Source organism: Streptomyces himalayensis subsp. himalayensis (genome assembly GCF_013778455.1).
GTDB classification, from domain to species: Bacteria; Actinomycetota; Actinomycetes; order Streptomycetales; family Streptomycetaceae; genus Streptomyces; species Streptomyces himalayensis.
This window is the reverse complement of record NZ_JACEHE010000027.1, coordinates 12,368-39,363: the sequence shown is the minus strand read 5'-3', so window position 1 is coordinate 39,363 and position 26,996 is coordinate 12,368. Positions and strand designations below refer to the sequence as shown.

At 66.7% G+C, this 26,996-nt stretch carries 32 protein-coding genes; 29 read left to right on the top strand and 3 right to left on the bottom strand.

Features of this window, described 5'->3' with window-relative positions:
* Positions 1 to 103: 103 nt before the first annotated feature.
* Entirely contained in the window at positions 104 to 1,192 is a 1,089-nt protein-coding gene (gene chvE, locus H1D24_RS32370) for a multiple monosaccharide ABC transporter substrate-binding protein (protein ID WP_181661288.1), read from the bottom strand.
* 1,864 nt (positions 1,193 to 3,056) lie between these two features.
* On the opposite strand from chvE, the gene H1D24_RS32365 reads away from it, so the two are divergent.
* Complete coding sequence (locus tag H1D24_RS32365; RefSeq protein WP_374064455.1) at positions 3,057 to 3,260, top strand: site-specific integrase; 204 nt, start codon at positions 3,057 to 3,059, stop codon at positions 3,258 to 3,260.
* 46 nt (positions 3,261 to 3,306) lie between these two features.
* On the opposite strand, the gene H1D24_RS32360 is transcribed toward H1D24_RS32365, so the two are convergent.
* The gene (locus tag H1D24_RS32360; protein WP_181661287.1) at positions 3,307 to 3,639 is read right to left on the bottom strand and encodes a hypothetical protein; all 333 of its coding nucleotides are present in this window, start codon (positions 3,637 to 3,639) and stop codon (positions 3,307 to 3,309) included.
* Between the two features lie 732 nt (positions 3,640 to 4,371).
* Between H1D24_RS32360 and H1D24_RS32355 the strand changes: the two genes are divergently transcribed.
* From H1D24_RS32355 to H1D24_RS32330, 6 genes are all read left to right on the top strand, one after another.
* Positions 4,372 to 4,986 (top strand): hypothetical protein, encoded by a 615-nt coding sequence (locus H1D24_RS32355; RefSeq protein ID WP_181661286.1) that lies wholly within the window; start codon positions 4,372 to 4,374, stop codon positions 4,984 to 4,986.
* A gap of 396 nt (positions 4,987 to 5,382) precedes the next feature.
* Positions 5,383 to 6,324: a nucleoside phosphorylase-I family protein gene (locus H1D24_RS32350; protein WP_181661285.1), complete on the top strand. Its 942-nt coding sequence runs from the start codon at positions 5,383 to 5,385 to the stop codon at positions 6,322 to 6,324.
* A gap of 8 nt (positions 6,325 to 6,332) precedes the next feature.
* Positions 6,333 to 8,207 carry an NACHT domain-containing protein gene (locus tag H1D24_RS32345; RefSeq protein ID WP_181661284.1) on the top strand — a complete coding sequence of 625 codons (1,875 nt, stop codon included), beginning with the start codon at positions 6,333 to 6,335 and terminating at the stop codon, positions 8,205 to 8,207.
* Between the two features lie 201 nt (positions 8,208 to 8,408).
* Positions 8,409 to 9,413: a hypothetical protein gene (locus H1D24_RS32340; RefSeq protein WP_181661283.1), complete on the top strand. Its 1,005-nt coding sequence runs from the start codon at positions 8,409 to 8,411 to the stop codon at positions 9,411 to 9,413.
* A 660-nt stretch (positions 9,414 to 10,073) separates the two neighbouring features.
* On the top strand, positions 10,074 to 11,309 hold the full coding sequence (locus H1D24_RS32335) for a helix-turn-helix domain-containing protein (RefSeq protein WP_181661346.1): 1,236 nt from the start codon (positions 10,074 to 10,076) through the stop codon (positions 11,307 to 11,309).
* Positions 11,306 to 11,869, top strand: coding sequence for a flavoprotein (locus tag H1D24_RS32330; protein WP_309484516.1), 564 nt, complete (start codon positions 11,306 to 11,308; stop codon positions 11,867 to 11,869). Before H1D24_RS32335 ends, H1D24_RS32330 begins: the two co-directional genes overlap by 4 nt.
* 216 nt (positions 11,870 to 12,085) lie before the next feature.
* Here the strand turns inward: H1D24_RS32330 and H1D24_RS32325 are convergent, their stop codons facing one another.
* Positions 12,086 to 12,481 carry a GntR family transcriptional regulator gene (locus H1D24_RS32325; protein WP_181661282.1) on the bottom strand — a complete coding sequence of 132 codons (396 nt, stop codon included), beginning with the start codon at positions 12,479 to 12,481 and terminating at the stop codon, positions 12,086 to 12,088.
* Positions 12,482 to 12,890: 409 nt separating this feature from the next.
* Between H1D24_RS32325 and H1D24_RS32320 the strand changes: the two genes are divergently transcribed.
* The 22 genes from H1D24_RS32320 to H1D24_RS32220 all read left to right on the top strand — a co-directional run bounded on the left by H1D24_RS32320 (position 12,891) and on the right by H1D24_RS32220 (position 26,895).
* Complete coding sequence (locus tag H1D24_RS32320) at positions 12,891 to 13,655, top strand: DUF4097 family beta strand repeat-containing protein (RefSeq protein ID WP_181661281.1); 765 nt, start codon at positions 12,891 to 12,893, stop codon at positions 13,653 to 13,655.
* 166 nt (positions 13,656 to 13,821) lie between these two features.
* The gene (locus H1D24_RS32315; protein WP_181661280.1) at positions 13,822 to 14,115 is read left to right on the top strand and encodes a hypothetical protein; all 294 of its coding nucleotides are present in this window, start codon (positions 13,822 to 13,824) and stop codon (positions 14,113 to 14,115) included.
* Positions 14,112 to 14,306 (top strand): hypothetical protein, encoded by a 195-nt coding sequence (locus H1D24_RS32310; RefSeq protein ID WP_181661279.1) that lies wholly within the window; start codon positions 14,112 to 14,114, stop codon positions 14,304 to 14,306. Before H1D24_RS32315 ends, H1D24_RS32310 begins: the two co-directional genes overlap by 4 nt.
* Positions 14,303 to 14,629, top strand: coding sequence for a DUF6303 family protein (locus H1D24_RS32305; RefSeq protein WP_181661278.1), 327 nt, complete (start codon positions 14,303 to 14,305; stop codon positions 14,627 to 14,629). Before H1D24_RS32310 ends, H1D24_RS32305 begins: the two co-directional genes overlap by 4 nt.
* Positions 14,626 to 15,639, top strand: a complete 1,014-nt coding sequence (locus H1D24_RS32300) for a DUF2637 domain-containing protein (RefSeq protein ID WP_258564476.1) — start codon at positions 14,626 to 14,628, stop codon at positions 15,637 to 15,639. The genes H1D24_RS32305 and H1D24_RS32300 overlap by 4 nt, the downstream gene beginning before the upstream one ends.
* Positions 15,636 to 16,286 (top strand): GGDEF domain-containing protein, encoded by a 651-nt coding sequence (locus tag H1D24_RS32295; RefSeq protein WP_181661277.1) that lies wholly within the window; start codon positions 15,636 to 15,638, stop codon positions 16,284 to 16,286. The genes H1D24_RS32300 and H1D24_RS32295 overlap by 4 nt, the downstream gene beginning before the upstream one ends.
* Positions 16,283 to 16,618 carry a hypothetical protein gene (locus H1D24_RS32290; RefSeq protein ID WP_181661276.1) on the top strand — a complete coding sequence of 112 codons (336 nt, stop codon included), beginning with the start codon at positions 16,283 to 16,285 and terminating at the stop codon, positions 16,616 to 16,618. Before H1D24_RS32295 ends, H1D24_RS32290 begins: the two co-directional genes overlap by 4 nt.
* Positions 16,619 to 16,646: 28 nt before the next feature.
* Positions 16,647 to 16,973, top strand: a complete 327-nt coding sequence (locus H1D24_RS32285) for a hypothetical protein (protein ID WP_181661275.1) — start codon at positions 16,647 to 16,649, stop codon at positions 16,971 to 16,973.
* 80 nt (positions 16,974 to 17,053) lie between these two features.
* Positions 17,054 to 19,297 (top strand): P-loop NTPase family protein, encoded by a 2,244-nt coding sequence (locus H1D24_RS32280; RefSeq protein WP_181661274.1) that lies wholly within the window; start codon positions 17,054 to 17,056, stop codon positions 19,295 to 19,297.
* Between the two features lie 141 nt (positions 19,298 to 19,438).
* Positions 19,439 to 19,690 carry a hypothetical protein gene (locus tag H1D24_RS32275; RefSeq protein ID WP_181661273.1) on the top strand — a complete coding sequence of 84 codons (252 nt, stop codon included), beginning with the start codon at positions 19,439 to 19,441 and terminating at the stop codon, positions 19,688 to 19,690.
* On the top strand, positions 19,690 to 19,812 hold the full coding sequence (locus H1D24_RS42870; RefSeq protein WP_258564475.1) for a hypothetical protein: 123 nt from the start codon (positions 19,690 to 19,692) through the stop codon (positions 19,810 to 19,812). Before H1D24_RS32275 ends, H1D24_RS42870 begins: the two co-directional genes overlap by 1 nt.
* A complete protein-coding gene (locus H1D24_RS32270; protein WP_181661272.1) occupies positions 19,803 to 19,991 on the top strand; it encodes a hypothetical protein in 189 nt (62 codons plus the stop codon). Before H1D24_RS42870 ends, H1D24_RS32270 begins: the two co-directional genes overlap by 10 nt.
* Before the next feature lie 14 nt (positions 19,992 to 20,005).
* Positions 20,006 to 20,263 (top strand): hypothetical protein, encoded by a 258-nt coding sequence (locus tag H1D24_RS32265; protein ID WP_181661271.1) that lies wholly within the window; start codon positions 20,006 to 20,008, stop codon positions 20,261 to 20,263.
* Positions 20,260 to 20,868 (top strand): hypothetical protein, encoded by a 609-nt coding sequence (locus H1D24_RS32260; protein WP_181661270.1) that lies wholly within the window; start codon positions 20,260 to 20,262, stop codon positions 20,866 to 20,868. Before H1D24_RS32265 ends, H1D24_RS32260 begins: the two co-directional genes overlap by 4 nt.
* 1 nt (position 20,869) lies before the next feature.
* On the top strand, positions 20,870 to 21,016 hold the full coding sequence (locus H1D24_RS32255; protein ID WP_181661269.1) for a hypothetical protein: 147 nt from the start codon (positions 20,870 to 20,872) through the stop codon (positions 21,014 to 21,016).
* A gap of 3 nt (positions 21,017 to 21,019) precedes the next feature.
* Positions 21,020 to 21,205, top strand: a complete 186-nt coding sequence (locus H1D24_RS32250; protein WP_181661268.1) for a hypothetical protein — start codon at positions 21,020 to 21,022, stop codon at positions 21,203 to 21,205.
* 5 nt (positions 21,206 to 21,210) lie between these two features.
* Entirely contained in the window at positions 21,211 to 21,678 is a 468-nt protein-coding gene (gene ssb / locus H1D24_RS32245; protein ID WP_181661267.1) for a single-stranded DNA-binding protein, read from the top strand.
* 85 nt (positions 21,679 to 21,763) lie between these two features.
* Positions 21,764 to 23,185 (top strand): DNA cytosine methyltransferase, encoded by a 1,422-nt coding sequence (locus tag H1D24_RS32240; RefSeq protein ID WP_181661266.1) that lies wholly within the window; start codon positions 21,764 to 21,766, stop codon positions 23,183 to 23,185.
* A gap of 86 nt (positions 23,186 to 23,271) precedes the next feature.
* On the top strand, positions 23,272 to 24,171 hold the full coding sequence (locus H1D24_RS32235) for a bifunctional DNA primase/polymerase (protein WP_181661265.1): 900 nt from the start codon (positions 23,272 to 23,274) through the stop codon (positions 24,169 to 24,171).
* Complete coding sequence (locus H1D24_RS32230) at positions 24,168 to 25,307, top strand: AAA family ATPase (RefSeq protein WP_181661264.1); 1,140 nt, start codon at positions 24,168 to 24,170, stop codon at positions 25,305 to 25,307. The genes H1D24_RS32235 and H1D24_RS32230 overlap by 4 nt, the downstream gene beginning before the upstream one ends.
* Entirely contained in the window at positions 25,304 to 25,507 is a 204-nt protein-coding gene (locus tag H1D24_RS32225) for a helix-turn-helix transcriptional regulator (RefSeq protein WP_181661263.1), read from the top strand. The genes H1D24_RS32230 and H1D24_RS32225 overlap by 4 nt, the downstream gene beginning before the upstream one ends.
* A complete protein-coding gene (locus tag H1D24_RS32220) occupies positions 25,507 to 26,895 on the top strand; it encodes a tyrosine-type recombinase/integrase (RefSeq protein WP_181661262.1) in 1,389 nt (462 codons plus the stop codon). The genes H1D24_RS32225 and H1D24_RS32220 overlap by 1 nt, the downstream gene beginning before the upstream one ends.
* Positions 26,896 to 26,996 lie beyond the last annotated feature (101 nt).

Genomic DNA, 26,996 nt, shown 5'->3' with positions numbered 1-26,996 from the left:
TGAACCACCGTCAGTCGAGGTCAAGCCATCCGAGCCACGGGTGCCCGCCGGATCTTCCGCGGGCACCCGGCGCATGCTCCGCCGGAGGGGAGCATGCCGTCGGTCACTTGAGGTCCTTCGCGTCGATGTAGCCCGAGTCAACGAGGACGTCCTTGTAGTTGTCCTTGTCGACGCTCACCGGCTTGATCAGGTACGCCGGGACGACCTTCTTCCCGTTGTCGTACGACGTGGTGTCGTTGATCATCGGCTTGCGGTGGTGGAGTACCGCATTGAGCATGCTCGCCGCGACCAGGGCGAGGTCGCGGGTGTCCTTGTAGACGGTCTGGGACTGCTCCCCCTCAATGATCGACTTCACCGAGGGGATCTCGGCGTCCTGACCCGTGACGACGGGCAGAGGCTTCGCGGCGGTGCCGTAACCCTGCTTCTTCAGCGCGTTGATGATACCGATGGACATGCCGTCGTACGGCGAGAGGACGGCGTCCACGCGGCCGTCGGTGTACGAGCGGAGCAGCTTGGTCATACGTTTCTGCGCGGTGGCGCCGTCCCAGCGGAGGGTGGTGGCCTTCTCGTACTCGGTCTCGCCCGACTTCACGACGAGTTCCTTGTCGGCGATGTAGGGCTTCAGAACCTCCATCGCGCCGTCCCAGAAGAAGCGGGCGTTGTTGTCGTCGGGGGAGCCGGCGAACAGCTCGATGGTGAGGGGGCCCTTCGCGGTGCCGTTGACCAGTCCGAGATGTTCGGTGATGTACGTCGCCTGGAGCTCGCCGACCTGTGCGTTGTCGAAGGAGGCGTAGTAGTCGACGTCGGGGCTGTCCAGGATCAGCCGGTCGTAGGCGATCACGGCGATGTCGGCGGCGGCGGCCTTCTGCAGGACGTCCGTGAGCGAATGTCCGTCGACCGAGGCGATGACGAGGGCGTCCACGCCCTCGGAGATCATCTTCTCCACCTGTGCGACCTGGGTCTTCGGGTCGTTGTCGGCGTACTTCAACGTGCTCTCGTAGCCGTACTGCTTGAGCTCGTCGACCATGTTGTTGCCGTCGTCTATCCAGCGCTGGGACACCTTCGTCGGCATGGCTATGCCGACGGTCGCGCCCTCGCTGCTGGCTGCGTCGCCGTCCTGGCCGCAGGCGGTGAGAGCGAGGGAGAGAACGGACGCGGCTATGGCCGCTGCGAGCGGAGTGCGGGCGCGCATGCTGTTCGTTCCTTACAAAGTGAGAGGCAGTCTGCGGAACGTGCGTGTTCGGGGAGTTCGGGGAGTTCGGGGAGTTTTGATGCGAGGCCGTGCAGAGCCCCCCGCGCCAGAGGACGGGCGCCGCACCGGACCAGTCGCGGCGGCTCGTACGTTCGGTGATCGCCGCCCCATGACCGACACCTGGATGCGGGGACCATCCAGGGGTGGCCGTCTCACCGGATCTCGGTGAGGCGCTGAAGCGTCGGACCGGACGGTATGTGCGCCAAGCCGGCACTCGACTGATCCCGCACAGAGCGGGGCCGGGTTGACCGTGCCCGCTAGCGCGGCCCTCGGGTGTGGAGTGGCGGGCAGCCTACCGCAGACACACACAATCACCACAGCCCCATCCATCACCTCCGTATACGGCAGCAAACAGCGTGTGCTCAGGGGCCGATCGCGGCCTGACGCGAGCTGAAGCGGGCATCGGACGACGAACGCGCTGGCCAGGCGAGTGCGCATGTGTGCGGGGCTCGTATGCCGCCGCCGGTCGCCCCGAGGCCGCCACGAGGTGTCGCTGGCCTTCATAGGCACGCATCGGCGGTTGGAGAGGTCTCGTTGAGGCGCCCGCCGAACGGGTTCTCGGCGTTGCGAGAGGCCTGGGCCGGTCCGGGGCCGTGCCCAGGGAGGGGTGACTGCGCGTCCGGCATTGGAAAGAGCGGAGCGCCCCCGGCAGGACTCGAACCTGCGGCCAAGCGCTTAGAAGAGAGATGCGCGCTCACGATCACGTAAGCGTCTGAGCTGTGCGTTTGCTGTTTGGAGTTCGCTCCGACGTCCGGCTTTGCCACGCATTTGCCGGAGGGGAGCATTCCGGCCGCCCCTCCGGACGTCCCGCTGAACGCCGTACAAGAGGGCTGTAACACGGATGCATGCGTGTTACAGCCTTCCAGGCCGGACACACCGGACACTGCCCTTTGGGGTGTCCGGTCTATTCGTGCAGGTCAGGGCTCTAACCGGACAGTCGGACACGTGGGACACTGCCTGTCCGGTTGCTGTACTCGATCGGGCACGTGGAGGAGGACAAGGCTGCCTTCTGGTCCGTAGCTCTATGTGGATCAGACAGCGGTGGTCATAGCGGTCTCGCGAAGCTTCCGACGGACGTCACAAGACGTGGACGGTTGCTGTGGCTGCTGTACTGCACTGCTGTACAGCCACGGCACGGGGACCCTCCGCACTGCCCGATGCAGTACAGACAGCTTCACGCCGCTCGTGGGGGGAACCGAGTCCCTTCCGTCCAGGACCGGGCTGGCACCTTGGCCCAGGCCAGCAGATTCCGCTAGCGGGAACAGGGTGTAAGCCGATCGCGGACTGATGGACATATCGGCGCTGTCCTCCATGGCCTACGTCTTGGGGGACGGCGCCGATGTAATGGAGTGCACCTGCCGATTGCGGACTGACGACTCCGTTGCGGTACTTCCCGTCTGCGCTCCGCAGAGGCGGCTCGCTACGAAGCGGTTCCTCGCGACATCATGGGCCCTCGATCCTGCGGCTGCGGAGGATATATGCAAGACGGGACGATCAGAATTTTTCGGGAAGCGGGAAAGAGTGCGATCTTCCGCTCTGTAAAGGTGGAAGTCGATGGTGTCGAGCGGGGGATGATCAAGCAGGGCCGGGACTTGACCATCTCCGTGTCACCTGGCCGTCACGTGGTGCGCTGTGCGATGGACTGGTGCGGGAGCCGAGGGCTTGAAGTTGAGGTGCCGACCGAGGGCTCGGTGTCACTTGTCTGTCGAGTACGAGGCGGGCTGAACCCCCTGAAAATGATCAACTACATGACTGTCGGGCGGAATGACTACATCGAGCTGCGTCGGGGCTGAACGACTCGCCGTTGGCCGGGCGCCCGTACGACCTGCGGCACGCCTGCATCACGCGATGGCTGAACGCTGGGGTACCGATCGCAGAGGTGGCCCGGCGGGTCGGTAACTCGCCGGAGGTGATCCACCGCCGGTACCACGGCTGCATCGACGGGCACGAGGAAGCCGCCAACGCGAAGATCACAAAGGCGCGGGAGGAGGAAGGCGACACCGCCTAGCGGCGCCCTCCCCGTGACCCACAAGGGGCCCCGAGCGTCGGGGCCCTTAGCGCTCGGTAGTGCGCACTGTCCCGTCATCGTCCAATGCTTCACGAGCGGCGCTGATGAACTGCGCAACCAAGGGCGTCAGCATTCCAGGATCGTAGAAAGTTATGTGGAAACGGCCATGGTTTAGGGCTCGTTCGGCTAGCCCCTGGGCACCCTGGTCGATCTCGCTGGCTATCTTCTCGACTGCTGCCGGGCCAGCCAACGCAACTTCGATCCAGGCCTCTCGCACCTTATAGGCGGTCTGTCCAAGCCTCACCGCATAGTGATCCATGATTTCTGGGTCGTCTTCAGGCCGGTCGATCAGTGACCCGTGCCGCGTGTGATGCTCCATATCCCTGGCAGCGTCAATGAATCTCTTGTAGATATCGCTTCGCGGTTCTCGCCTCTGACGTCGGTGTTCGGCCCGAGCGGTGATCTTGGCTTGCTCGCGTGTGGCCCATCCCGTGGCCAAAGCAGCCCCCGTCGTCGCCAAGGCGCCGGCCACCGCCCCCCAGCACCGCAGCTAGCCCTGCGTCCATGGTGCCCACCTTCCTGTACGGGCTGCTGGTACAGCCCGTTGCGACAGGATCGGCTGTTGATCGACGTGTCGCCAACTGCCGCGCAGTGTGTCGGAGGTGTGTCGCGAACGCTGAGAGACAACGAGAGAGAGCGGGAGTCAGTAAGACTGACTACCGCTCTCTCATGTCGGCATCCGCCCTGGTCAGAGCTTGATCTCTGCTGACTGTCGGCGAGTGCCCCCGGCAGGATTCGAACCTGCGCACACGGCTCCGGAGGGCCCTTCACCTCATGGGCAACGTGCTGGTCAGAGGCCCTATCGCGTCAAGTTGCCGGGGATCTGTCCACAAATAGTCCAGAGTCCGGAGACTCCTGTCATAGCCTTACCAGGGTCGATGCGGCGCCGACGGGAGCGTGCTCGATCTGATGTTGGTGGCTCAACCTTGCTGTTGTCGATGCCCTGCGCCGGGAGCGCCCGTTGTGCGCCCTTGCGGCAAGCCTCACTGCGGGTCACCGTCAATATTCGTAGTTGCCTCTGACCGTGCTACGAGTGCGAGGGGGAACGGGGATGGCGGAGCGCAGCACAAGCGCGTCATGGTCGCAGGGCGTCTTTGGTGAGTTGGCTGCACCGCTGTCGAAGCTGGTCCCAGAGTGCATCGTCAGGGCCCACGAACGGGCACGGGACGGCCACCGGGGGGTGGGAACACAGACCCTGGAAGCCTACGGTCACGGTCTTCACGCTTCACAGTACGAAGAGTTGGCGGCCGGGCTCGCTGACCTTCCAGGCGCTACTGCGGTACGTCTGCAAGCGCGCACGGTGATGGTTGTTGCTGGCCAGGTGCTGTACCCGATCCGCTACGCCAAGCGAGACGTACCGGTCACGGTGACTCGTCTTCGCCGTGCGGTCGGCCTCCGTGCCGATTTGATTCGCCGCCATGGTCCGGAGCCTCTGCAAGGGGAGTTGGACCTTGGGCTTGAGGAGCTGCAAGAACAGGAGTTCCACAAGGACTTGAGCCAGCTTGACCCCGATGTCGGGCTGGTTCTCCTGGCTTACGCGTGCGCCATGGGCACCGGGGTCATGCGCCTCGAATGGGGAGACGCAGAGCTGCGCCGCGGTGACCGACACCTACTGTGGCATCACCATGAGCCGCTCGACCTGCCCGATGCACGGCGATCTGCCTAGTGCCTTGAGTGACCGCGGAGGCGCTTAGAAGGCGCCTGGCGCACGCTCCTGCAACCGAGTTCTGACCTGCGGCAACTCGCCCTGGACGATGGCGATCTGTGGAACCTCGACACGTATTCGACAAGACGGTGACCGACCAGGCACGGATGATGGGAAGTCGCCTCGTGGCTTTCGCCGACTGCACCGGGAGTCGCTCATCTTCTCGATGGCCACTTTCGTGGCGGCTGCAGTACTTCTTCCTGTACCGCAGGACCTGTTCTAGTCGTTGTGCGCCCGTCTGCTCGACATGCTTCTGCCGCCGATCAAGCGCAACCTGGAGTTGAGGGAAACGACTGCCCCTTGGCTTCTCAACCGCGGCAGGGAAACGCAGGCGGGCTCACCAAGAGGTGACGGCAAATGGCGATACTTGAAGGCCACTATGGCCATGCCCGGGTCGCGATCATGACGATCATCGAGGAAGAATTCAAAGCAGTCCAGAGAGAGTTTCAGGCTCTCTATGAGATTGAAGACACCGGAATATACTCACCCGTTGCCGGGGAAGGAGGCATGGAAGAAAATGGACCAGTAATCCATCCATTCGTCGTCGCCCGGGCAAACGACAGAGCAACTGATCCCGCTGGAGAGTTGCCCCGGGATCTGTACGAATACTTCTCTCCGGAAATATTCGTCCTCGTGGGTATCGCGGGAGGAGTCCAGCGTGAAAAGGTTAAGAGATGGAAAAGGGACGGGACGAAGGAAATGGAGCCCAAAGGCCCACGCCCCGGCGACGTTGTAGTTGCCAAATTCATCCATTTCTACGATTACGCAAAGAATGTGCCAAGTGGTCGCCGATTGAGGTATTTTGCCATTGATCATCCATGCAGTGACCTGATTGCACGTCATGCCAGGACCGTTGGCCGAGGGGATCTCTGGAAGCAAGCAGGGGGCGTTAAGCGGCCGAAGCGCGGCACCTCGACGTTCTGGGATGAGGAGATAGTTGTCACGAATCAGCTGGCTGGCAATCCGGGTAGTCGAGAACAGATCGACATGCTTGCCACGTTCGATAACGCTATGGCAGTGGAGATGGAATCTATCGGCATTGCTCGAGAACTGCATCATCTTCGCAAGACCGTTCACTATGACCCTCTCTGGATGTGCATTCGTGGAATAAGTGACACCGTCCCCGCCGAAAGACCCACTATCGGAGGAAAGGACAATACTGCAGAGAGGGAAAGGTGGAAGAATTACGCTGCAGCCGTTGCGGCCTCGTTCGCAAGATCTGTGATCGAGCGGATCTTGAAATATCCGCGCCCCGGTGTTGAAGGAGACTCAGGTGCTCCGCGATGGACCTTTTCCTAGGGGTAAGGATGTCCGAGAGCCATCTGTCTACCATATGGGATTCGACACATTCACCGCCGTTCAAATACCCGATCATCGTAGGTCGGGACTTTGATGACATCCTTTCTGGAAAAGGGCAGATTTTTACTTTGCGGGAGTTCATCAGACTTGCGCACTCAAAGGGGCGAGTACTTCTGCAGGCGCGGGGAGGTGCCGGCAAGTCTGTAACTCTGAGCAAGATAGCAAAGTCGGCCGCCAGTGCAGGCATTCGAGTATCCGAGGTTTCTGTTCTCAGTGCGCTCGCTCAGGCGGGAGCGCGACATGAGAGTAACTCCGCCTTGGGTATCGCCGACTCTCTTATGGAAACCGCGACATCGGCTTCGGGAAGTAGCAAGGAATCCCTGATTCTGATAGATGGCCTAAATGAGGTTTCGTCAGATATGGCACCAGCAGTACTTGACGCCGTGGATGAACTGGCGCTTCGGGATCTTCAGCTAGGAGCCATTGTCACAGATCGTCTAGTGCGGCGCGACTTGAGCGGCCGATGGGGTCTTGCCACACTCGGGCCAGTGCCTGAGCGTGTCCAGCGGAAACTGCTTGGAGAAAGATACGACAGCGCTTTGCATGAATTGAGTTCAATTCCGTACTATCTGGATCGACTGCACAGCAGCAACTTGGAAACGAAGAGCATCCGCAGCGACTTCCACAGAGGATTTTTCCTGGGGCACTCGATTTCCCACGACGAGCTTGAGGTGCTTTGTGAGGCCGCCTTCAGCCAATACGAGACTACATCAAGCAGGGAGCTGCTAGTAGATAAATTCATCGACGACATTGGCAAAGAAATCTGGAATAAGCTTGTGCGGGATCAGATTATTGTAGAGGATGGTTCCGCTCCGCGCTTCTCCCATCATCTACTTCACGATTATCTAGCTGCAAGTTACTTGGCGAAGCATCCCGAACTGTGGGCGCGAAAGGGATTTGATATCGTCACATTCCGCGCTGCCTCCTTCGACGTTCTGGCCATGGTGCTTGAGCAGTGTCCGAGCCAAGCGGACGATCTCCTGCTCAAGGTTTACGACTGGAATCTCTACGCGGCTGCCTATCTATTGGCGGAAGACAGGATGGGGGCACGCCAGGTCAGCGAGGATCTGGAAGTGGCAATTTTGTCACTTCTGGCAGAAAAGCGTTTCGATCGAATCATAGCTACATCCACTCAAGTCAGTGACGCGCTGCGTGTTCATCCGTCGGAACTTGCACACCTTCTTCTGAGGGCTCCCGGCGTGGATGCGATAACTGATTTCGTTGCACAGAGACAATTCCTGGATTTTTTGCAGGCATGGCAACGGACTTTCATTCGAAAGAGAAACGACCCTTCAGGGCCGGCCGACATAGATACCTTGCAGTCTGAGGATCCTCTACTTGGCTGGACCACGGCTGCGGTCATAAGGCGCTCCAGAGTCTCCGATGAACACTTGCAGAAAATTCGCAAATTGCTGGGACTTTCTCACCCGCAGCCAGTCAGGTGGCGAGCAGCGCATACTCTTGGCGCTTTTCCTGCGACAGAGGTTGTGGATGACCTGGTTTCTTGCTTCCTTAGGGAGAAGGACTTGTGGGTCAACTATGGGGTTGTCCGCAGCCTAATCGAAGTCGCTGCTGCGGGCAGTACCGATCTTCGCGAAAGAATCTTTGAGCGGATGTCGAATGTAGACTTTGTCTCCGAAATAAACCAGCAGGAAGCACTTAAGCGGGAGGTGGAGCGAGCCCTCGTGATCCGCACTCCTCCCGAGGACTGGCCTGAATTTGCCGGCCTCCTAATCGAACAATTGTGGGCACTTTCGGAAAGCGTTGAGGCCCAGGATCGGTGGCGGCGGGTCGCACGGAGGCTGCGACGAGGAGAGCCGTGATCCTTACGGTCGCGTTACCGGTCGCAGGAATTGAAGCGACCGATCAAGTGGGCTCAGCAAAGCGCGCTGGTCGACGTTGGTCATCGTTGAGCGCCCTTCCACGGCCCGAGGACGGCCCGGGAGGGCGCTCGTGCGTTGAGGCGCAGCATCTGTGCTGTGGTTCGGCCACGCCTGTCAACCCTCTGTGCCATGATGCCGCTCATGGACTGGAAGCTGCTCCTCGAATACATCAAGGTTCTTATCTGGCCCACTGTGGTCCTCTCTTTGGGCCTTGTATTCAGGAAGCAACTAGTCGGACTCGTTCGGAACATCGACTCAGTGGAAACTCCGATAGGTGGCATCACTTTTCAGAGACAGGCTGAGGCGATTGCGGAAGAGGCAGCAGAAATTGAAGGTGAGATTGCTGCGGAAATTAGCGAGCCGACTCGTCGGGTTGAACCCGCCGGAGATCAAGACGATGCAGGAAATGACGCGCAGAATGTGATCGAAATAAAGCCGGGTCGATTCGATCGTGAGCTTGCTAGCCTTCTCCGGGTGGCACAATCAGATCCTACTGCAGCTGTACTGGGGGCCTGGAAGGAACTTGAGGCGGCTCTTGCTGACGTCATCCCGCCCTCTAATATCCGGTACACCCCGGGAGCCATGATTCAGAGAGCCGAGCTACAAGGGGTCCTGCCTTCAAATCTTGCGCGAGTCGCCAACGACCTAAGAGCTCTCCGTAATCGAGTCGTGCATGAGGGCGATGTAATGCTGACGTCGGAAGGCGCGACCTCTTACGTCACCGCTACGCAGAGCGTCATCGATGCGCTTTCACTAGCCCGAACACCGCAAGCTCGCGCCATCCGCTACGAACACGCAGTCCTGCGTGCAATCGCTGACCTCGGCTTCCCGATTCAGCAAGCCGAGCGGGATGGTGATTGGGACTTCTTCGTCAATGTCGATGACAGGCAAGTTGGCGTAGTCGTGAAATATCACGGGCGTGGTCGTTTCGAGAGATACGAATTGAAACGTCTTGCAGAGAGATTCCCTGCCTCGGCTGTGCCTGTGCTGGTTGTAACCAATATCCCTCTCAGTGGCCCGGTCGTCGAGTTCAACACAGTGGGCGGCGCACTTCCGGATACTGCTATCCGTGAAGTTGTGCAGTGGAGGAACGGGCAGGATGAAGTCCATATTGTGGGCGCATTGCGGCGAGTGGCTGAGTCCTGAGCGTAAAATCTATAGGTAGGCGGAGCGGCTTTGGGCTGGAGCTGATTTGGCGCGAGTGATCATGGCCCATTACGCTGGCCCGCGGATCGGGCAGGTTTGTGAGCCTGCCCGTCAGTGCCCGATCTTGGGCCATGATCTTCGAGGCTCGCGCCAAATTGGCTGCCTAAAGCCGTGGAGCCGACCGGCCTCAGCCACAGAGGGTTTTCCTGCCTTCGCCCGCATGCACGCAGCGCGCCGCCGGGCGCGGCCAGCCGGGGCGCAGACAGGAGGCAGGCCGCGCCGCTGAGGCGGCGCGCGCCCGCGCCGTGCGCGGGCCTTGATGAAGTAGGGAAAGTTCTACCGCGCTGGCATCAGCCGCATCAGCCGCTTTTGTCCCCCACGGGCCTCAGCAAGTGCCCGGACAGGTGGGACACCTCGATTTCTCGCTGTCCCACCTGTTTGCACAGGTCAGCCCGGCTGCTGGGACAGTCGGACAGATGGGACACCTCCTGTCCACCACCTTGGATTTCGACCGCACGAACAGGGCCCGGACACTTCGTCCGGGTCCTCTGCCGTTGGGTGCCTCACGCTCGGTCGGACGGACAGGGAAGACCATCTGTCCGGCGTGACGACCGGCTCGGTACCGTGAGGCTGGCCCCTACAACCAGGAGGCAACACGCAATGCGTGGTCTTGGAGATCACCTCAGCATCGGTGAGCGCATCGCGTTCTACCGGAAGCGCCGCGGCTACACGCAAGAGGTGCTGGCCGGTCTGGTCGGTCGTAGTACTGACTGGCTTGCGAAGATCGAGACGGGACGTCGGAAGCCGCCCCGTATCGACATGCTCGCGGAGCTGTCGCGCATCCTGCGCGTGCCCCTCGGGGACCTGCTCGGCCAGACCGTACTCATGGAAGACGAGCGGCAACAGGACGACGTCCCCGCCGTGCGCGATGCCCTTATGACCCCCCGCCGGCTCTCGCGTCTGCTCTTCGGGCCCGAGGCTGAGGCTCAACTTCCAACGCCCGCCCCTGTGGCGGTACGCGTCGAGCACGCATGGAACGACTACCAGGGCGGACGGCTCGGCAGCGTCATCGCCGCCCTTCCCGCGCTGCTTCAGACCGCACAGGAGCTGGAGGATCGCGCGGCGCGTCGCGGCGACGACCGTAGCGATTGCTGGGCAGTGTCGGCCCGGACGCACCACCTCGCCGCTACGACGCTCGCGAAGATCGGTGAGTCAGATATCTCGTGGCTCGCTGCCGAGCGCGCGATGCGAGCCGCTGACGAGTCGGACGATCCGCTCGTGTTGGCGTCCGCCGCACGGTCCGGCACGCATGCCCTGCTTGCCAACGGGCGCTATGACGACGCTCTCCAACTGGGCAACACGGCGGCAACGTGGCTGTCGTCCCAGGTGACCGAGAACGACCCAGCCGCGCTTAGCTTGCTCGGGATGATCCACTTGCGTGCCGCCGTCGCGGCAGCGCGGCATCAGGACCGGCCCACCGCCACGGGGCTGTTGGACCGTGCCGAAGAACTCGCGGACGACCTCGGGTCCGATGAGAACTATTGGCAGACCGGATTCGGGCCGACGAACGTCCTGCTCCATCGCCTGTCCGTTGAGCTGGACCTCGACAATGTCTCGTACGTGGTGGAACACGGCCGGATCAACGTCGACCACATGCCGCAGGAGCGCAGCGTCTCGCACCGCATCGACTACGCGCGTGCTCTGTCGCTCGCTGGCCAGGGAGACGAGGCGTTCGCGGAGCTGCGTACGGCTGAGCGCACGTCCCCGCAGCTCGTACGCAACAATCCGAGGGTGCGCGAGACGCTGCGGGACCTGATCAAGCAGTCCCCTGTGAGCGGCGGCTCGCGTTCGTCCGAGGTGTTCGTGATGGCTCAGCGGTGCAGGGCGGTGCAGTGAGTTCAGGCAAGCGCGGGGTGCTCGGTGTCGTCGGGTCGGCGGCCGGAGGCGTAGAGGGACTGCGTACCGGTCTCGTCGAGCCAGCGATGGGGCGCGGATGGCGGGTGGCTGTCACTTTGACGCCTACCGCAGGTCAGTGGCTGCGGACGAGCGGCGAGGCTGAGAGGCTGGAGAAGCTCACCGGGCTACCCGTACGTGACGAACCGCGCCTCCCTGGTGAGGCTCGACCGCATCCGCCGGTCGACTGCTACGTGGTCGCTCCCGCGTCGGCCAACATGGTCGCCAAGCTCGCGACCGGCCTGATGGACAACCAGGCGCTGACGCAGGTTGGCGAGGCTATCGGCACCCTCGACCTGCCGGTTGTCGTCTTCCCCAGGGTGAACGCGGCGCACGCTCGCCATCCCGCGTGGCAAGGCCATCTCGACGCCCTTCGGGCCGGGGGAGTGCACGTCGTCTACGGTCCGGACGTATGGCCGCTGTATGAGCCGAGGGAAGCGCCGGCGGGGCGTGAGCTCCCGTGGGCGGCTGTGCTGGACGCCGTGGACGAAGCCACTCGATGACGAGTCGTCAACCTCCCTGACCTGCAAGGAAAGAGGACCCGGACAGTCTGTCCGGGTCCTCTTCCGTTTCCGGCCGCATGCTCATTGCCATGTCAGGGATCAATGAGCGAAGCAGCGAGTTGGGGGGTCTGACTCCCACGGAACTTGCCTTGATCGAAGCGAGTTTGAGCCAGGCGCGCGCCACGGTGGAACGACTACTGAGGCGTGCGGACGAACTCACGGCGACGGTGGAGTCTCGTCGCCGACAAGCTGTTCAAGGCGGTCCAGGCGCTCGCCGAGCAGACGAAGAGCGTCATGAATCGAGCTGAGTTCGGCTGCCAGTGCGGTGAACGCGGGGCTACTGCCCGGCTCGGTGCCGAGCGGCACCGATGGGTCACGGACGAACGTCCCGCGACCCTGCTGAGTGAGAACCAACCCCTCGTCGCGGAGCTGGCCGTACGCGCTCTGCACGGTCATGAGCTGCACGCCAAGGTCTTTGGCGAGCTTGCGAGCCGCAGGGAGCCGGTCTCCGGGATCGTACTCGCGGTTCGGGCCTGTGATCTTCGCACGGAACTCCGCAGCGATCTCTTTGGCTGTGGGCGTCGGCTTGGGCGCTTCTTGGCTCTGCTCCATGGGATCGAGAGTAGCCGGACCTAGGTCAATCCCTGCTCTTCCGCTGAACCTCCTTGACAGTCAGATTGACATGGGTCAATCTGAGAAAAGCGCCCGGCGGGTCCCGTGAAAACGGGAGCCCCTTCCAGGGGTTACCGCGCTCGTCGGAAGCGCCTGGTCTTTGACAACTGAATGGGGATCATGCCGCCTCTCCTCGGCCAAGTAGGCGGCGCACGCGGGCTCCGGCGCGTGTGCTGTACAGCGCGAATCGCCCTGATGGTCGTAGGCCGGGTTCGACTCCTGGCCGGGGCGCCGCCCCGCTGCCTCCGCGGCGCATGGGCCCGCGGGGCGACTGCCTCTCACCACCTCACGACCGCGGTCGCCCGCCCACCGCGCGATTCCTGTCTCTTCGCCTTCCAGGAGTTTGACCATGACCGAGCGCACCTTTGACTCCGCAACCTCCGGCCCGATCGTGCTGGGGCTGTCGCTGCCGGTCGGCAGCGTCCGCGTCCAGGTCATCGAGAGCCTGATCACAGCCCGCGTGGTGCTGCACACGGACGACAGCACCGGACCCGCAGCCGACGCGGTCAACCGGGCCCGCAGCGAGCAGAACGGCCAGGTGTTCGGCATCGAGGTGCCGGACATGCCGAACGGCGTGATTGTGCGAGGCGACCGCGGCACCGTCGTTCAGAGCGTCGGCAACATGAGCTTCGTCGGCGGCACGGTCCGCATCAACGGCCGGGTGGTCTCCGGGGGCATGGGCAACATGCCGACCGTCAGCCCCATCGAGGCCACGGTCTGCCTGCCCGCCGGGTCATCCTTCGGACTCGCCGGCACGTCCGCCGACGCCGAGGTGTTCGGCTACGTCGACCGGATGGAGTTCCGCTCCGTCTCCGGCGACCTGGACGCCGACGGCGTCCGGCAGCTCACCGCCAACACCACCTCCGGTGACATCAACGTCGGCCGGGTCACCGAGCAAATCACCGCGCACTCGGTCTCCGGCGACATCGAGGTACGCCTGTACGACGGCAGCGCGGCCACCCTCAACACCACCTCGGGGGACATCGAGATGCAGGCCACCGGCGCCGCCTCCGGGCACGTCAGCGCGCACAGCATCTCCGGCGATGTCCGGCTCGCCGGCGCCCGCCACCTGAGCGTGTCCGCCGACAGCGTCTCCAGTCGCATCCGTCGCTGATCCCTGCACCACCGCCCCGATGGTCGTAAGGCCGGGTTCGACTCCCGGCCGGGGCACCATCCCCGCCGCCGACGCGGCTTGGGGACGCACACCCCGAGCGGTCGCCTCTCACCACAAGGCCACGACCGCCCGGCACTCCCTATCCCTTCGACATCAGGAGCGCTGCATGCGTGCCTACATCGGCGGTCATCAGGCCGTCTCGACCGATGACTTCATTGAACTGGCCCTGGGCACCCCAGTTGAGCTGTGGCTGGGGGAGGAGGGCGAGTCCGAGGAAGAGCGCGCGGCCCGACTGGACGCCGCCCGCGACATCCTCGCCGACAACCCGGAGCTCCCGGACGCCGTGTCTCGCGTCGTCGCAGAGGTGATCGAGGCGCACGCCCCGGAGCTGTTCAACGTCGTCCCGCTGGCCCGCCCGGCCGGGCGCCGTTGGCCCTCCCGGAAGGGAGCGGCGGCATGACCTCCCACACCCCGACACCGCAGGGCTTCGCCCTGGTCCTGGTCCTCACGGGCGTGGCCATCGCGCTCGCCGGTTCAATCGCCGCGCTGGCGACCGCTAACCGGCCGCTGATGGGCATCGCCGCCGTTGGGTTTGCCATGCAGTTCGCCGGATGGGTGCTCAACGGGCGCCGGAACGGCGGTGCGCGATGAACCGGCGGGTGCTGCGGGCTCAGATCACCCTGCGCTGCTGCGGCACGACGGCCCCCGAGCGGACCGCAGGGCCGTGCTGGCAACTTTTCGTCGTGATGACCGGCAGCGTCAGTGACTGGCCCGTCTTCACGTGGCCCACCTCGCCGCAGGCCCCGACGGTCGAAGAGCGGGCGGAGGCTCTGGCCTCGCTCGGCTTCACGCTCGCCGAGGACGCCGAATGGGAGTGGTGCGAGGACACCACCCCGGAGTACCACCCGCACCCGTTGCGCGTGGTGCTGATGGCCGCGGCCCAGATCCGGCCGCTGGACGGGGGTGCGGCATGACCAGCACCGAGACGACACAGACCGCCGAACGTCCGGCGGTGCCGCCGCTGACGAAGCCAGAGATGGGCCTTGCCGGAGTCGGTGCGCTCGCCGCCGCCGGAGTCGGCGCGCTCGGTCTCATCTCCTCCTTCGACGCGGTGTCGGCCGCTGCGGCCCGCTGGGGGTTCGGTGAGCCGTGGATGCTGCCGGTCGGTATCGATGTGGCCATTCCGGTGTTCACCGTGGCCAACCTGCTGTTGATCCGGATGGACATGGCGCTTGCGTGGGTGCGGTTCGTGCCCTGGGCGCTGACGCTGGTGACCTGCGGGCTCAACATCGCGGCCGGAGAGTCGCTGTGGGCGAAGGTGGCGCACGGCACGATGCCGCTGCTGTGGGTGGTGTTCTCCGAGATCGGCGCGCACATCTACGCCGTCCGGATCGGCGCCGCCACCGGCCGCCGTATGGAGAAGATCCGGTTTTCTCGCTGGCTGCTCGCTCCGCTGTCCACGTTCGCGTTGTGGCGGCGCATGACGCTGTGGGAGGTCACCTCCTACAACACGGCACTTGCTTGCGAGCGTGAGCGGCTGTTGGCCCGTGCGGACCTGCACGAGCGACACGGCTGGAAATGGCGCTGGAAGACCCCGCGGCGCGAGCGCGTGATGCTGCGCATGGGCGAACTGGCCCCCGCCGGCGAGGACGCACCGGTCACCCCGGAGCCGAAGCAGGCACCCGAAGAGCCGAAGCGCGAGGCGCCGAAGCCGCGGCGCAAGCGGCCGACGACGGGCAAGGCCAAGACGACGCAGCGCACGACGGCCGAACTGCTCGCCGAGGCGCGCACGGTCACAGCCGACTGGAAAGACGCCGCGATCAATGCCGAGGCGCTGCGCAAGGAACTGCACTGCGGCTCCGGCCCCGCCCGGCAGGTGCGCGACGCGCTGCTCGCCGAGCGGGCCAACGGGCGCGCGCTGCACCCCGTGGATGCTCCCGCCGCCACGGCGTCCGACGACGGCGCCGAGGGGGTGGCCGCGTGAACACCCTGGCCACGGTGCTGCTGTCCGCGCTGCCGCTGGCCCTCGGGTGGGCGGTCCATGTGTGGTGGCTGCGAGGCTGCCTGAACACCGCCCGGCGTGATCCGCTCACCGGGTTACGCACCCGCGACGGCTTCACCCGCCGTGCCACGGCCCTGCTCAAGGATCCGCGTGCGGTCGTGGTGCTGGCCGACGTCGACCGGTTCAAGCACATCAACGACACCTACGGGCACGCGGCCGGGGACGCGCTGTTGAAGGCGACCGCGGACCGGCTCGCCCGCCACGTCGGCCGTAGCGGGGTTGCCGGACGGCTCGGGGGCGATGAGTTCGCCGCCGTCCTCATCCACGACCACGGCACCGCCGGGGACCTGCTCGCCGTGCTGCACGGCGTGCTCGCCCGTCCGGTCGACGGCCAGGATCCGGCTGTGCGCACCACGGTCTCGTTGGGCTGGGTGCACGCCGCGGACTTCCCCGCAGATGACCTGTCCGGGCTGCTGCGTCGGGCGGATGAGGCGATGTACGCGGCCAAGCAGGCTCGCGCTGGAACCCGCCGCGCGGGGCTGGGCTGGCTGTTCGCCACTGTCACCGGACGGCGTGCCGGCCGTACCGGCGCCCGCACCGATGTGCCCGCGGTGGGGGTGGTCGCATGAAGTCACAGCCCATCGTCGGCGCCGCCGTGTTCACCGCGGTGATGGAGACGGCCGGTTACCGCTGCCAGTGCGAGGGCGAGTGCGGCAACGCGCACGCCAAGGGCGGCGGCCGGTGCCACCACGAGCACGACCACTACACCAGCAAGCGCGGGCGCCGGGTGCGGCTGTTGGCTGCACCGGTCGACCCGCTCGCCACCGACGTCGCCGCCGCCCGCCTCCCGGCGAGCGAGCTGCGCGCGTGGTGCCCCGACTGCCGCGGCGCCGCCGCCCGGATCGCCCGCAAGCGGCTGCCCGCAGCCTCTACGGATCAGTGCGGCCTGTTCGACCTGTAACCCCTCTGCTTTCGGAAGGAGTTCAGGCGTGAGCCTGAAATGGATCACCGATCTATTCCGCGGCTCGGGTGGCTCGCTCCGTCAGCCGCTCCCCGCCAACGCAGCGCGGTTCGTTTGCCTGTCAGGCAGCAAGTTCGGCGTTCACGGCGTGATCCCGGCGTCCTACGCCCGCTTCGAAGTCAGCCGACGCCGGGCATGGGGTCACGACGTCCGCGCCTATCCGACCACCGGCCGCGACGGCACCGCGTTCACGGTCATCTACACCCGCGTCGCCTACGCCGTCGACCCCGGCCTTGAAGTCCTGGTCACGGTCTTTGAGTTCCCCACGGGCAGCGCACTCCCGCCCGACATGTAAGCAGACGGGCCCGGCCGCTCACCTCCTACAGCGACGGCCGGGCCCGCTCTCCCTCACACCCGTAAGTGGAAGGAATCTCAGTGAACCACCCTGACGACAACGAACTCTTCAACCGACTGGAAGCCGAGATGGCGGCCGACTCCGGCGCCGAGGTATTCGACCTCAACAAGGCCCGATCGGCGCGCGGCGAGTCGGCCGACCCGACCGCCGACTCCCGGCCGCCCGAGTCGGCCGACCCGAGCGCCGACCGGTCGCCCGACTCGGGCGACGACGATGCGGATGGCGAGTCGGCCGTGATGGTCGACGGTCCGGCCCCGGCCGGTCCGGGCCTGATGGACCGACTGAAGTCGGGGCAGCGGCGCGAGGTGATCCCGGCGTGGGCGCGGTCCAAGCCGGAGTTCGTCACCGCGCTCGGCTGGCTGGGTGGTTACGCCTGGCACACCACCGCCTTCCACGCGATGCGCCTGCCCTGGTACTCCCTCCGGCTCGCTTTCCAGGCCCCGGCCGGGGTCGCGAAGTTCGTCGGCGGCGCGATGCGCTGGGTCGCCGACACTGAGGGCGAGCCGCTGCGGCAGGTCGCCGCGCGGCGCGAGAACGTCGAGGAGTACCTGAAGCTGTCGCGGCAGCGCGACAACCGCGTCAAGCTGCGCGGCATCGTGATGCTGCTCGGCCTGATCCTCGGTCCGGTGCTGGCCATCGTGCTGTTCGTGCTCGCCCCCACATGGCTGGAAGTCCTGGCGCTGGCGCTGCTGATGGCCGGGTTCGGCTTCCTCGGAGCGCCGTCCGACAAGCCCGTCATCTCCCGCGCGGTCGTCACGACCGAAGTCGAGCGGCTCACCTCCGGCATCGTCGAACGCGCCCTCGGAGCGCTCGGTATCGCCGAGATCAACAAGGCGCTCGCCAAGGGCGGGGAGGGCATCAAGTTCCCCGCCCCGATCACCCGAGACGGCCCCGGCTGGCGCGCGGATGTCGACCTGCCCTACGGCGTCACGGTGCCGGACATCCTTGACCGGCGCGAGAAGCTGGCCTCTGGTCTGCGCCGCCCGCTGGGCTGTGTGTGGCCGGAGCCGGTGGCCGATGAGCACGCTGGCCGGATGATGCTGTGGGTCGGGGACCGGGCGCTGAACAAGGTGCCCGCCCCGCCGTGGCCGCTGGCGAAGTCGGGCGCTGCGTCGTTGTTCAAGCCGCTGCCGTTCGGTACCGATCAGCGCGGCCGGAACGTCGACCTGACGCTGATGTACGACAACGTGCTGATCGGCGCCATGCCCGGCATGGGCAAGACGTTCAGCCTGCGTACGCCGCTGCTCGCCGCGGCGCTGGACGTGACGGCTGAGCTGCTGATCTGGGAGCTGAAGGGCACCGGCGACCTGGACCCGCTGAAGAAGGTGGCGGCCGACTACGGCTCCGGCCCGGACGACGACACGTGCGCGGCCACGCTGGATTCGATCCGCTACGTCTACAAGGACTTGGAGCGCCGGGCGAAGGTCATCAGCTCCCTGCCCAAGGACAAGTGCCCGGAGAACAAGGTCATCCCGTCCCTGGCCGCGAACCGCTCCCTCGGGCTGCACCCGCTCGTGCTCGCCATTGACGAGTGCCAGGAGCTGTTCAGCCACGACAAGTACGGCAAGGAAGCCGGGGCGCTGTGCACGGCCATCATCAAGCGCGGCCGGGCGCTCGGGGTGATCCTGCTGCTGGCCACGCAGCGCCCGGACAAGGACTCGCTCCCGCCCGCGATCAGCGCGAACGTGGGCACCCGGTTCTGCCTGCGGGTCATGGGCCAGATCGAGAACGACATGATCCTGGGCACGTCGATGTACCGCAACGGCATCCGCGCCACGTCGTTCACCAAGTCCGACAAGGGCATCGGCTACCTGGTCGGCGCCGCCGACGACCCGCAGATCGTGCGCGGCTACTACCTCGACAACCCGGCCGCGGACGCCATCTGCGAGCGCGCCCGCAAGGCGCGCATCGACGCGGGCACGCTGCGCGGCATCGCCGCAGGCGAGACGCCGGAGCGGCGCGAAGCAACAGATCCGCTGCTTGAGGACATCCTCGCCGTCGTCCCGGCGGATGAGCCCAAGCCGTGGAACGACGTCACCGTCGACCGGCTCGCCGAGCTGCGGCCGGAGAAGTACGGGCCGTGGGGCGAGATGGCCCCGGCGGACAAGGCGCGGCAGCTCACCACCGCGCTCAAGCCGTACGGCGTCACCACGGGGCAGGTGGCCCGGCGGATCAACGGCAAGACCGTCAACCGGACCGGGTTCGAGCGCGCCCACATCGTCACGGCGATTGCGGAGCGTGACCGAAGTCGGGACGCGGGCTGACGCGCGGGGGCCTCTAGCGCTAGGGGGCCAACCCTCTAGCGCTAGAGGTCCCGCTAGCGCCCCATACGGGACCTGATCAGCAAGCTAGCCGATAGGGCCCCACCTGCGGAAACCCCCGAAACCCGCCCTGGGAGGGCTCTCGTGACCCCGATCCTGCTCGCTATCGCGCTCCTGCTGTTCGTCACGTTCGGTTACATCTCGGTGTGTGCGGCGAGCCCGTTCGGCCCCTGCCGCAAGTGCAACGGCTTCGGCTTCGCCATGACCACCGACCGCAAGGGACGGCCCAAACGAGGCAAGACATGCCGCCGCTGCAAGGGCCACGGCAAGCGGATACGCGTTGGACGCTGGATCTACAACCGCGCCGCCCGCACCTACCGCGCAGGCACCCGCTGATGGGCCGCGCGCTGCGCACCGCCGCCTGCATCGTCCTGCTCGGACTCGCGGTCGCCTCCTGCCCCGGCAACGACACCACCCCCGCCCCCGCTCCCCAGAAAGGAGCCCCCGCATGGCCGTGACCGTCTCCCTCGTCCTGCTCTTCGGCCTGGTCCTGTTCTTCCTGCTGCGCGGCAAGACCCTCGGCTACGGGTCCGCCTTCGTCGCCGTGATGTTCGGGTTCTTCCTCGCCTCCACCGGCGCCTCCGGGCCCATCAACGAACTCACCCGCGCCGTCATCAACGCCATCCCCGACCTGTGACAGGAGATCCGTCCATGACTCGCATGCCCAAGCACGTGCTCAAGCTCTTGAGCATGGTGGCCGCCTACGACCGCGGCGACGGCGTCACCTTCCGCGCGATCCCGCGTGGCCGGTGGCGGCTGGCCGAGCACCCCCGCGGCTACGCCGTAAAGGCGCGCACGTTCTACCCGCTCACCGCCCGCGGCCTGGTCGAGGTCAGCGGAGACGACCCCTTGGCCGTCCCCGTCACCATCACCGACGCCGGGCGCGCCTACCTCGGAGACGCGGCATGAACGAGCAGATCACCGCCCGGCACTGGCTCACCGCGGCCCTGCCCAAAGCGGCCCCTGCACTGGCCACGTCCACCGTGCTGATCCTGGCCCGGATCTGGAACGCCAACGGCGCGGAACACTCCATCGGCAACGCCGTGCTCATGACCGCACTGTCCCTGGCTGCTGCGGCGGCCGGCGCGTGCGCGAGCATCGGTCGCGCCGGAGACCCTGTGCTCGCCGGGACCGCGTTCGCCGCCTCCGGCGGGCTCGCCCTCGCCGGGGTCGCCGGATACGCCGACGGATGGTCCCTGCCGCTGCTGCTGTGGGCGCTGGCCACCGCCGTCGCCTACGGGCTCGCCGCGCGCTACTGGCGCACCGACCGGCGCGAGCGCGTCGCCTACGAGCGGCACGTGAGCGACCGGCGCGAGGAACGCGCCCATATCGAGCGTGTCGAGACCATCCGCGGCACGACACAGATCGAGGTAGCACGCACCGGCGCTGCCTACGCCGAACAGCTCGCACAGGCACTCGTCACCCGCGCCGCGCTGCCCGGCTTCGACCCCAAGGCGCTGGAAGCCGCGGGCCTGCCCGAGCTGCCCGCCCTCGACACGAGCAAGGAGCACTGACGTGGACATCGACCCGGACGAGATCGTCACCGTCGAACTGCGCTGGGACAACGACGGGTTGCCGACGACCTACAGCCGCGACCTCACCCGCCGTCAGCTCGGAGAGCTGCTCTTGCAGGTCGACGACATGGCCGCCGAGACGGACTGAGCCGTGTTCGAGATCCGCGTCATCTGCACGCCGGACGACGCCGACCGCGTCAGCACCGCTCTGGCCGCCGCGTTCGACACCGGCCCGACACGTCAGTACCCGACCCGCGACGGCAAGCGCATCCGGCTGTGCATCACCGCTGACCACCGCGACACCAGCACCAACCCCACCCACACCGAAAGCGAGTGATCCACATGTCCGTGGGAGAGACCCCCATCACCATCGTCGGCAACCTCGCCGCTGACCCGGAGCTGCGCTACACCAACGGCGGCGACGCCATCGCCCGGTTCTCCGTCGCCTCCACCCCGCGCAGCTACGACAAGGCCACCGGCCAGTGGCGCGACGGCACCGCGATGTTCCTGCGCTGCACCGCATGGCGCGACCTGGCCAACCACGTCGCCGAGAGCCTGACCAAGGGCATGCGCGTGGTCGTCACCGGCCGCCTGCGCCAGCACAACTGGCAGACGGACCAGGGCGAGAACCGCTCCATGCTCGCGCTGGAGGTCGACGACATCGGCCCCTCGCTGCGGTTCGCCACCGCCAAGGTCGACCGTGTCCAGCGCAACGGCGCTGCCCATGGCCCGGCCGCCGACGCCTGGAGCACCGCTGCGCCTGCCCCGGCCGGGGCGGCAACGGGCGCGGGCAACGAGCCGCCGTTCTAGATCCGCCCGGGGCGGGCGCCTCTCACCACCAGGACCCCGCACGCCCCGGCTCTCTTGTCCCTTCGACAGCACAGGAGTTGAGCGCGTGCTGACCCTGACCGATCTGTTCTGCGGTGCCGGAGGCTCGTCCACCGGAGCCGTCGCGGTGCCCGGGGTGCGGGTGCGGATGGCCGCCAACCACGCCCGGCACGCCGTCGACACCCATCAGGCCAACCATCCCGACGCCGACCACGACTGCGCCGACATATCGCAGGTGGACCCGCGCCGCTACCCGGCCACGGACATCCTGTGGGCCTCCCCGGAGTGCACCAACCACTCCATCGCCAAGGGTCGCCGCCGCGGCCACGGCGCTCACACCGACGGCCTGTTCGCCGAGAGCGGCGCCGATGAGGCGGCGATCCGCTCGCGCGCCACCATGCACGACGTGCCCCGCTTCGCCGAGGCCCACCGCTACCGGGCGATCATCGTGGAGAACGTGGTGGACGCCTACTGGTGGGGCCCCGAACAGGCCCCGGGTGCGGCGTTCGATGCGTGGCTGCGGACCCTGCACGCCTGGGGATATGAGCACCGCATCGTGTGGATGAACTCGATGCACGCCGCCGCCTACGGCTCGCCTGCCCCGCAGTCCCGCGACCGGATGTATGTGGTGCTGTGGCGGACGGGCGAGCGTATGCCCGACTTCGGCAAGTGGACCCGACCGGCGGCCGAGTGCCCCACCCATGGCCGCATCCGTGCCATCCAGGCATTCAAGCGGCCGGACCGGCGGTGGGGTCGCTACGGCCAGCGGGCTCAGTACTTGTGGCGCTGCCCGCGCGTGGAGTGCCGCAACCATGTGGTCGAGCCGGCCGTGCGCCCGGCCGCCGAAGCGATCGACTGGAGCCTTCCCGCGCAGACGATCGGGGAGCGCAAGCGCCCGCTGGCGGTCGACACGATGCGCCGGGTCCGCGCGGGCTTTGCCGCGTTCGCCGAACCGCTCACGGTGCCCGTGGAGGGCCGCGACGGCAAGCGTGCCGTCCCCGCCTCCGCCCCTCTGCGCACCGTGACGACGCGCAACGAGACCGCGCTCGCGCTGCCGCCGTACATGGTGGAACTGCGCGGTGGCGGTTCCTCCCACCGGGCCATCACCGCGCCGCTGGCCACGGTGACCGCGGGCGGTAATCACCACGGCATCGTCACCGCCCCGGACCTGGTGGTGCCGTACTACGGCAACGGCACGGCCCGCCCGGCGGACCGGCCGCTGCCCACCGTGACCACAGTGGACCGGCACGGCGCCCTGTACGGCGGCACGGTCAACTCCGTGGAGGAGTGCCGCTTCCGGATGCTCGAACCCCACGAATACGCCGCCGCCATGGCCTTCCCCGGCAGCTACCGGCTGCTCGCCAATGACAAGCGCACCCGGGTGCTGATGCTCGGCAACGCCGTCACCCCGCCCGCAGCCCGCGACCTGGTCGCCATGGTCAGCGAGGCCATCACCGGCGAGGAACTCCCACTCGCCGACGGCCAGTAGATACGCCCGAGGCGGCCGCCTCTCACCACAAGACCGCGGCCGCCCCGGCTCCCTTGTCCCTTCGACAGAACAGGAGAACCTCCAGCATGCCTCAACTGGATGGCTCTGCCCAGCTCAGCGCTGCCCTTGACGCAGCGTCGCGCGGCTGGCATGTCTTCCCCCTCATCCCCGGCGACAAGCGCCCCGCCGTCCGCGACTGGGAGACCCGCGCCACCATCGATCCGGATCGCATCACCCGGTGCTGGACGCACGCCCCCTACAACGTCGGCATCGCTACAGGCCCCTCCGGGCTCGTCGTCGTCGACCTCGACACTCCCAAGGGCCCAGACGACACCCCGCCGGCCGCATGGGCCACGCACGGCGTCACCAACGGCGCCGACGTGCTCGCCCTGCTCTGCGAGCGCCGCAGCCAGCCCTTCCCCGCCGACACGTACACGGTCCGCACCTGGAGCGGCGGCACGCATCTGTACTTCGCCGCACCCGAGGGCGAGCCGCTGCGCAACACCGCCGGGGACAGCGCCCGCGGGCTCGGCTGGAAGGTCGACACCCGCGCCGTCGGCGGGCTCGTCGTCGGCGCGGGCAGCACCTTCGCTGGAGAGCCGTACACGGTGGCTCACAATGCCCCCGTTGCCCCGCTACCGGGCTGGCTCGCCGAGCTGCTGCGCCCGGCGCCCCTGCCCCCGCAACGCCCGGTCACGATCCCGCTGACCACCCGCGACCGGCGCGGCAAGTTCCTGAACGCCGCGCTCAACGGCGAGTTGGCCCGCGTCACCGGCTCCGGCGAGCACCAGCACAACAACGCGCTCTACATCGCCTCCGTAGCCCTCGGACAGCTTGTTGCCGGGGGAGAACTGGATGCGCACGAGGTGACGGAGCGGCTCGTCGAGGCGGCGCTCAGCGTCGGCCAGGGCGAGCGCGAGGCACGCCGCACCATCGCCTCCGGCCTGCGGGCCGGAGCCAACCGCCCTCGGAAGGTCGCGGCATGAGCGTCAATCCGATTCCCCCGCTGCACTTGTACTCCGTGCCCAGTGACCCCGAGGCGGCCCCGCGGGAGTTGCCGAAGCGGGAGCGCCCGCGGACCGCGTGGACCGCGGATCAGCTCATGGCCGCGGACTTCCCGGAGCCCAAATGGGCGGTGCCCGGCATCCTCGCCGAGGGCGTGAACCTGCTTGCCGGTCCGCCCAAGGTAGGCAAGTCGTGGCTGTCTCTCGGCCTGGCACTGGCGGTCGCGGCCGGGGGCCATGCGTTCGACTCCCTGCCCGTCGATGGCGGACCGGTGCTCTATCTCGCCCTGGAAGACACCCCGCGCCGTCTCCAGACCCGCATGCGCAAGATCCTGGGCGGGCAAGCGGCCCCCGCCGGGCTGACTCTGGTCACCGAATGCCCGCCCTTCCCCCAGGGAGGCAGCGACGCCATCGCCGGATGGCTGGACCGCAACCCGGAAGCCCGCATGGTCGTCATCGACGTGTTCGCCAAGATGCGTGGCCAAGCCCCGCAAGGCGTGTCCGCGTACGACGCGGACTATGTCGCCGTCGGCTATGCCAAGCGGATCTCCGACCACTACGGCATCGCCGTCGTGCTCGTCCACCACGTCCGCAAGGCAGGCTCGGACGACTTCCTGACCGAGGTCTCCGGCACCAACGGCATCGCCGGAGCCGCGGACGCCACGCTCGTGCTCAAGCGGGCCCGCGGGCAGGCAGACGGCATCCTGCACGTCACCGGCCGTGACGTCGACGAAGCCGAATACGCCCTGAAGTTCCAAGCAGCCTCGGGGGCCTGGCAGATGCTCGACGGCCCGGTCTCGGATCACACCATCGGCGACACCCGCGCGGCGATCCTGCGGTACGTCCGGGAGAACCCCGGTGTGCGTCCGCGGGACATCGTCGCCGCGCTGCCGGACGTCGACGCGGACACCGTCCGCCGGTACTGCTCCCGCATGGCCGACGCAGGACAGCTCACCAAGGGCGCCGGAGGCCGCTACTACCCGGACACCCCACACCCGCAGGTGTCCCAGGTGTCCGACTGTCCGGTTACCCCCTCTGGCCTGCACGAAGGAACCGGACACCCCCAAACCCCCAGTGTCCGATTGTCCGACTCGAACCACGAAGGGAGCGCGCAGTGACGACGGCCCTGCCCAGGTCACGAGACGACAAGCTCACGCTCGCAGAGATCTGCACGGACCTGAAGATCTCGCGCTCAACCTTCTACGACTGGCGCGCGAAGGGGCGCGCCCCGCGCTGTATCAAGCTGCCCAACGGTGACCTTCGGATCCGCCGCAGCGACTACGAGCACTGGCTGGACGACCGGGAGGACTGCGCCTGATGGACACGACGTACAACGTCAAGATCTGGAGCATCAGGGTCTACCGGGGCAAGCACAAGACGTCGTACAGCGTGCGCTGGGCGCTGGACGGCCGAGAGTGGCGCGCGCCGTTCGACACCCGGGCGCTCGCGGACGCGTTCCGCTCCGAGCTGGTCAGTGCCACGCGCCGTGGTGAGGCATTCAGCCTCACCACCGGGCGCCCGGTCTCGCACCAGTCCGGGGCGAGTGCGGTGAGCTGGTACGACTTCGCCGTACAGTTCGCGGACGCCCAATGGCACCGCACCGCGGGGAACAGCCGGAAGAACACGGCCAAGGCCCTGATGGCGACGACCGTCGCCCTGCTGCGTACACCGCCAGCCGCCTTCAAGCCGGTCGACGTGCGCACCGCGCTGCGTGAGTTCGCGTTCAACACGAGGCGACGGGAAGAGGCTCCACCCCAGGTGGCCATGATCCTGAATTGGGTGGAACGCAACACCCTGTCCATGGCCGCGTGGGAGCAGCCGGTCAAGGTCGACGAAGTCCTTCGGGCCCTGGGCGCGAAACTGGACGGCACACGAGCCGCGGCCAGTTCAGTGAAGCGCAACCGGCGGATTCTGAACGTGGCCATGGAGTACGCGGTCAAGCACCGGATCCTGCGGGCTAACCCGCTGCCGAAGGGCAGAGGCTCGGTACCCAAGACGTCGTCCGCAATCGACAAACGGTCCCTGCTCAACCCGGAGCAGGCGGCGCGCCTGCTGGGCTGGGTGCGCCGCCGTCCCCGCGGCGGCAAGCGACTGCACGCGTTCTTCGCCACGCTGTACTACGCCGGGCCGCGCCCGGAGGAAGCCGTGGCGATAGACGTCGCAGACGTCCGGCTGCCCGAGGAAGGCGCCGAAGACCAGTGGTGCGAGCTGCTGTTTCATACGGCTCAGCCGGAAGTCGGGAAGAACTGGACCGATGACGGCGAGATCCACGAAGAGCGCGGGCTGAAGGGGCGCGCCGCGGACGACACCCGAGTCGTACCGGGCCACCCCTCGCTGACGAAGATTCTCCGCGAGCACATCAAGACGAAGAACCTGAAGCCGGGAGATCTGCTGTTCCAGGGCGAAAGGGGAGAGATGCTTGCGGGCTCGGTCATCCGTCGCGCGTGGCGGAGCGCTCGCAAGGAAGTTCTCACGCCGGAGGAGTTCGCGACACCGCTCGGTAAGCGGGTGTACGACCTGCGACACACCTGCCTGACCAGATGGCTCAACGACGGCATCCCTGCCGCACAAGTTGCCGAGTGGGCAGGGAACAGTGTCCCTGTCCTGCTGGCCATCTACGCCCGGTGCGTCTCCGGGCAGCTCCGGGACCTCAAACGGCGGATGGAGGCAGGGGGAGACCTCCCCGAGCTACCCGAGACCACCTGACGGCGCCCGGATAACTTCGCCACGTATTTGCCACGGCCACCCGCAGAAACCCGGTGACAGCCGGACAGTGCCGGACCCTCCTCACGACCAACGGGGGAGGG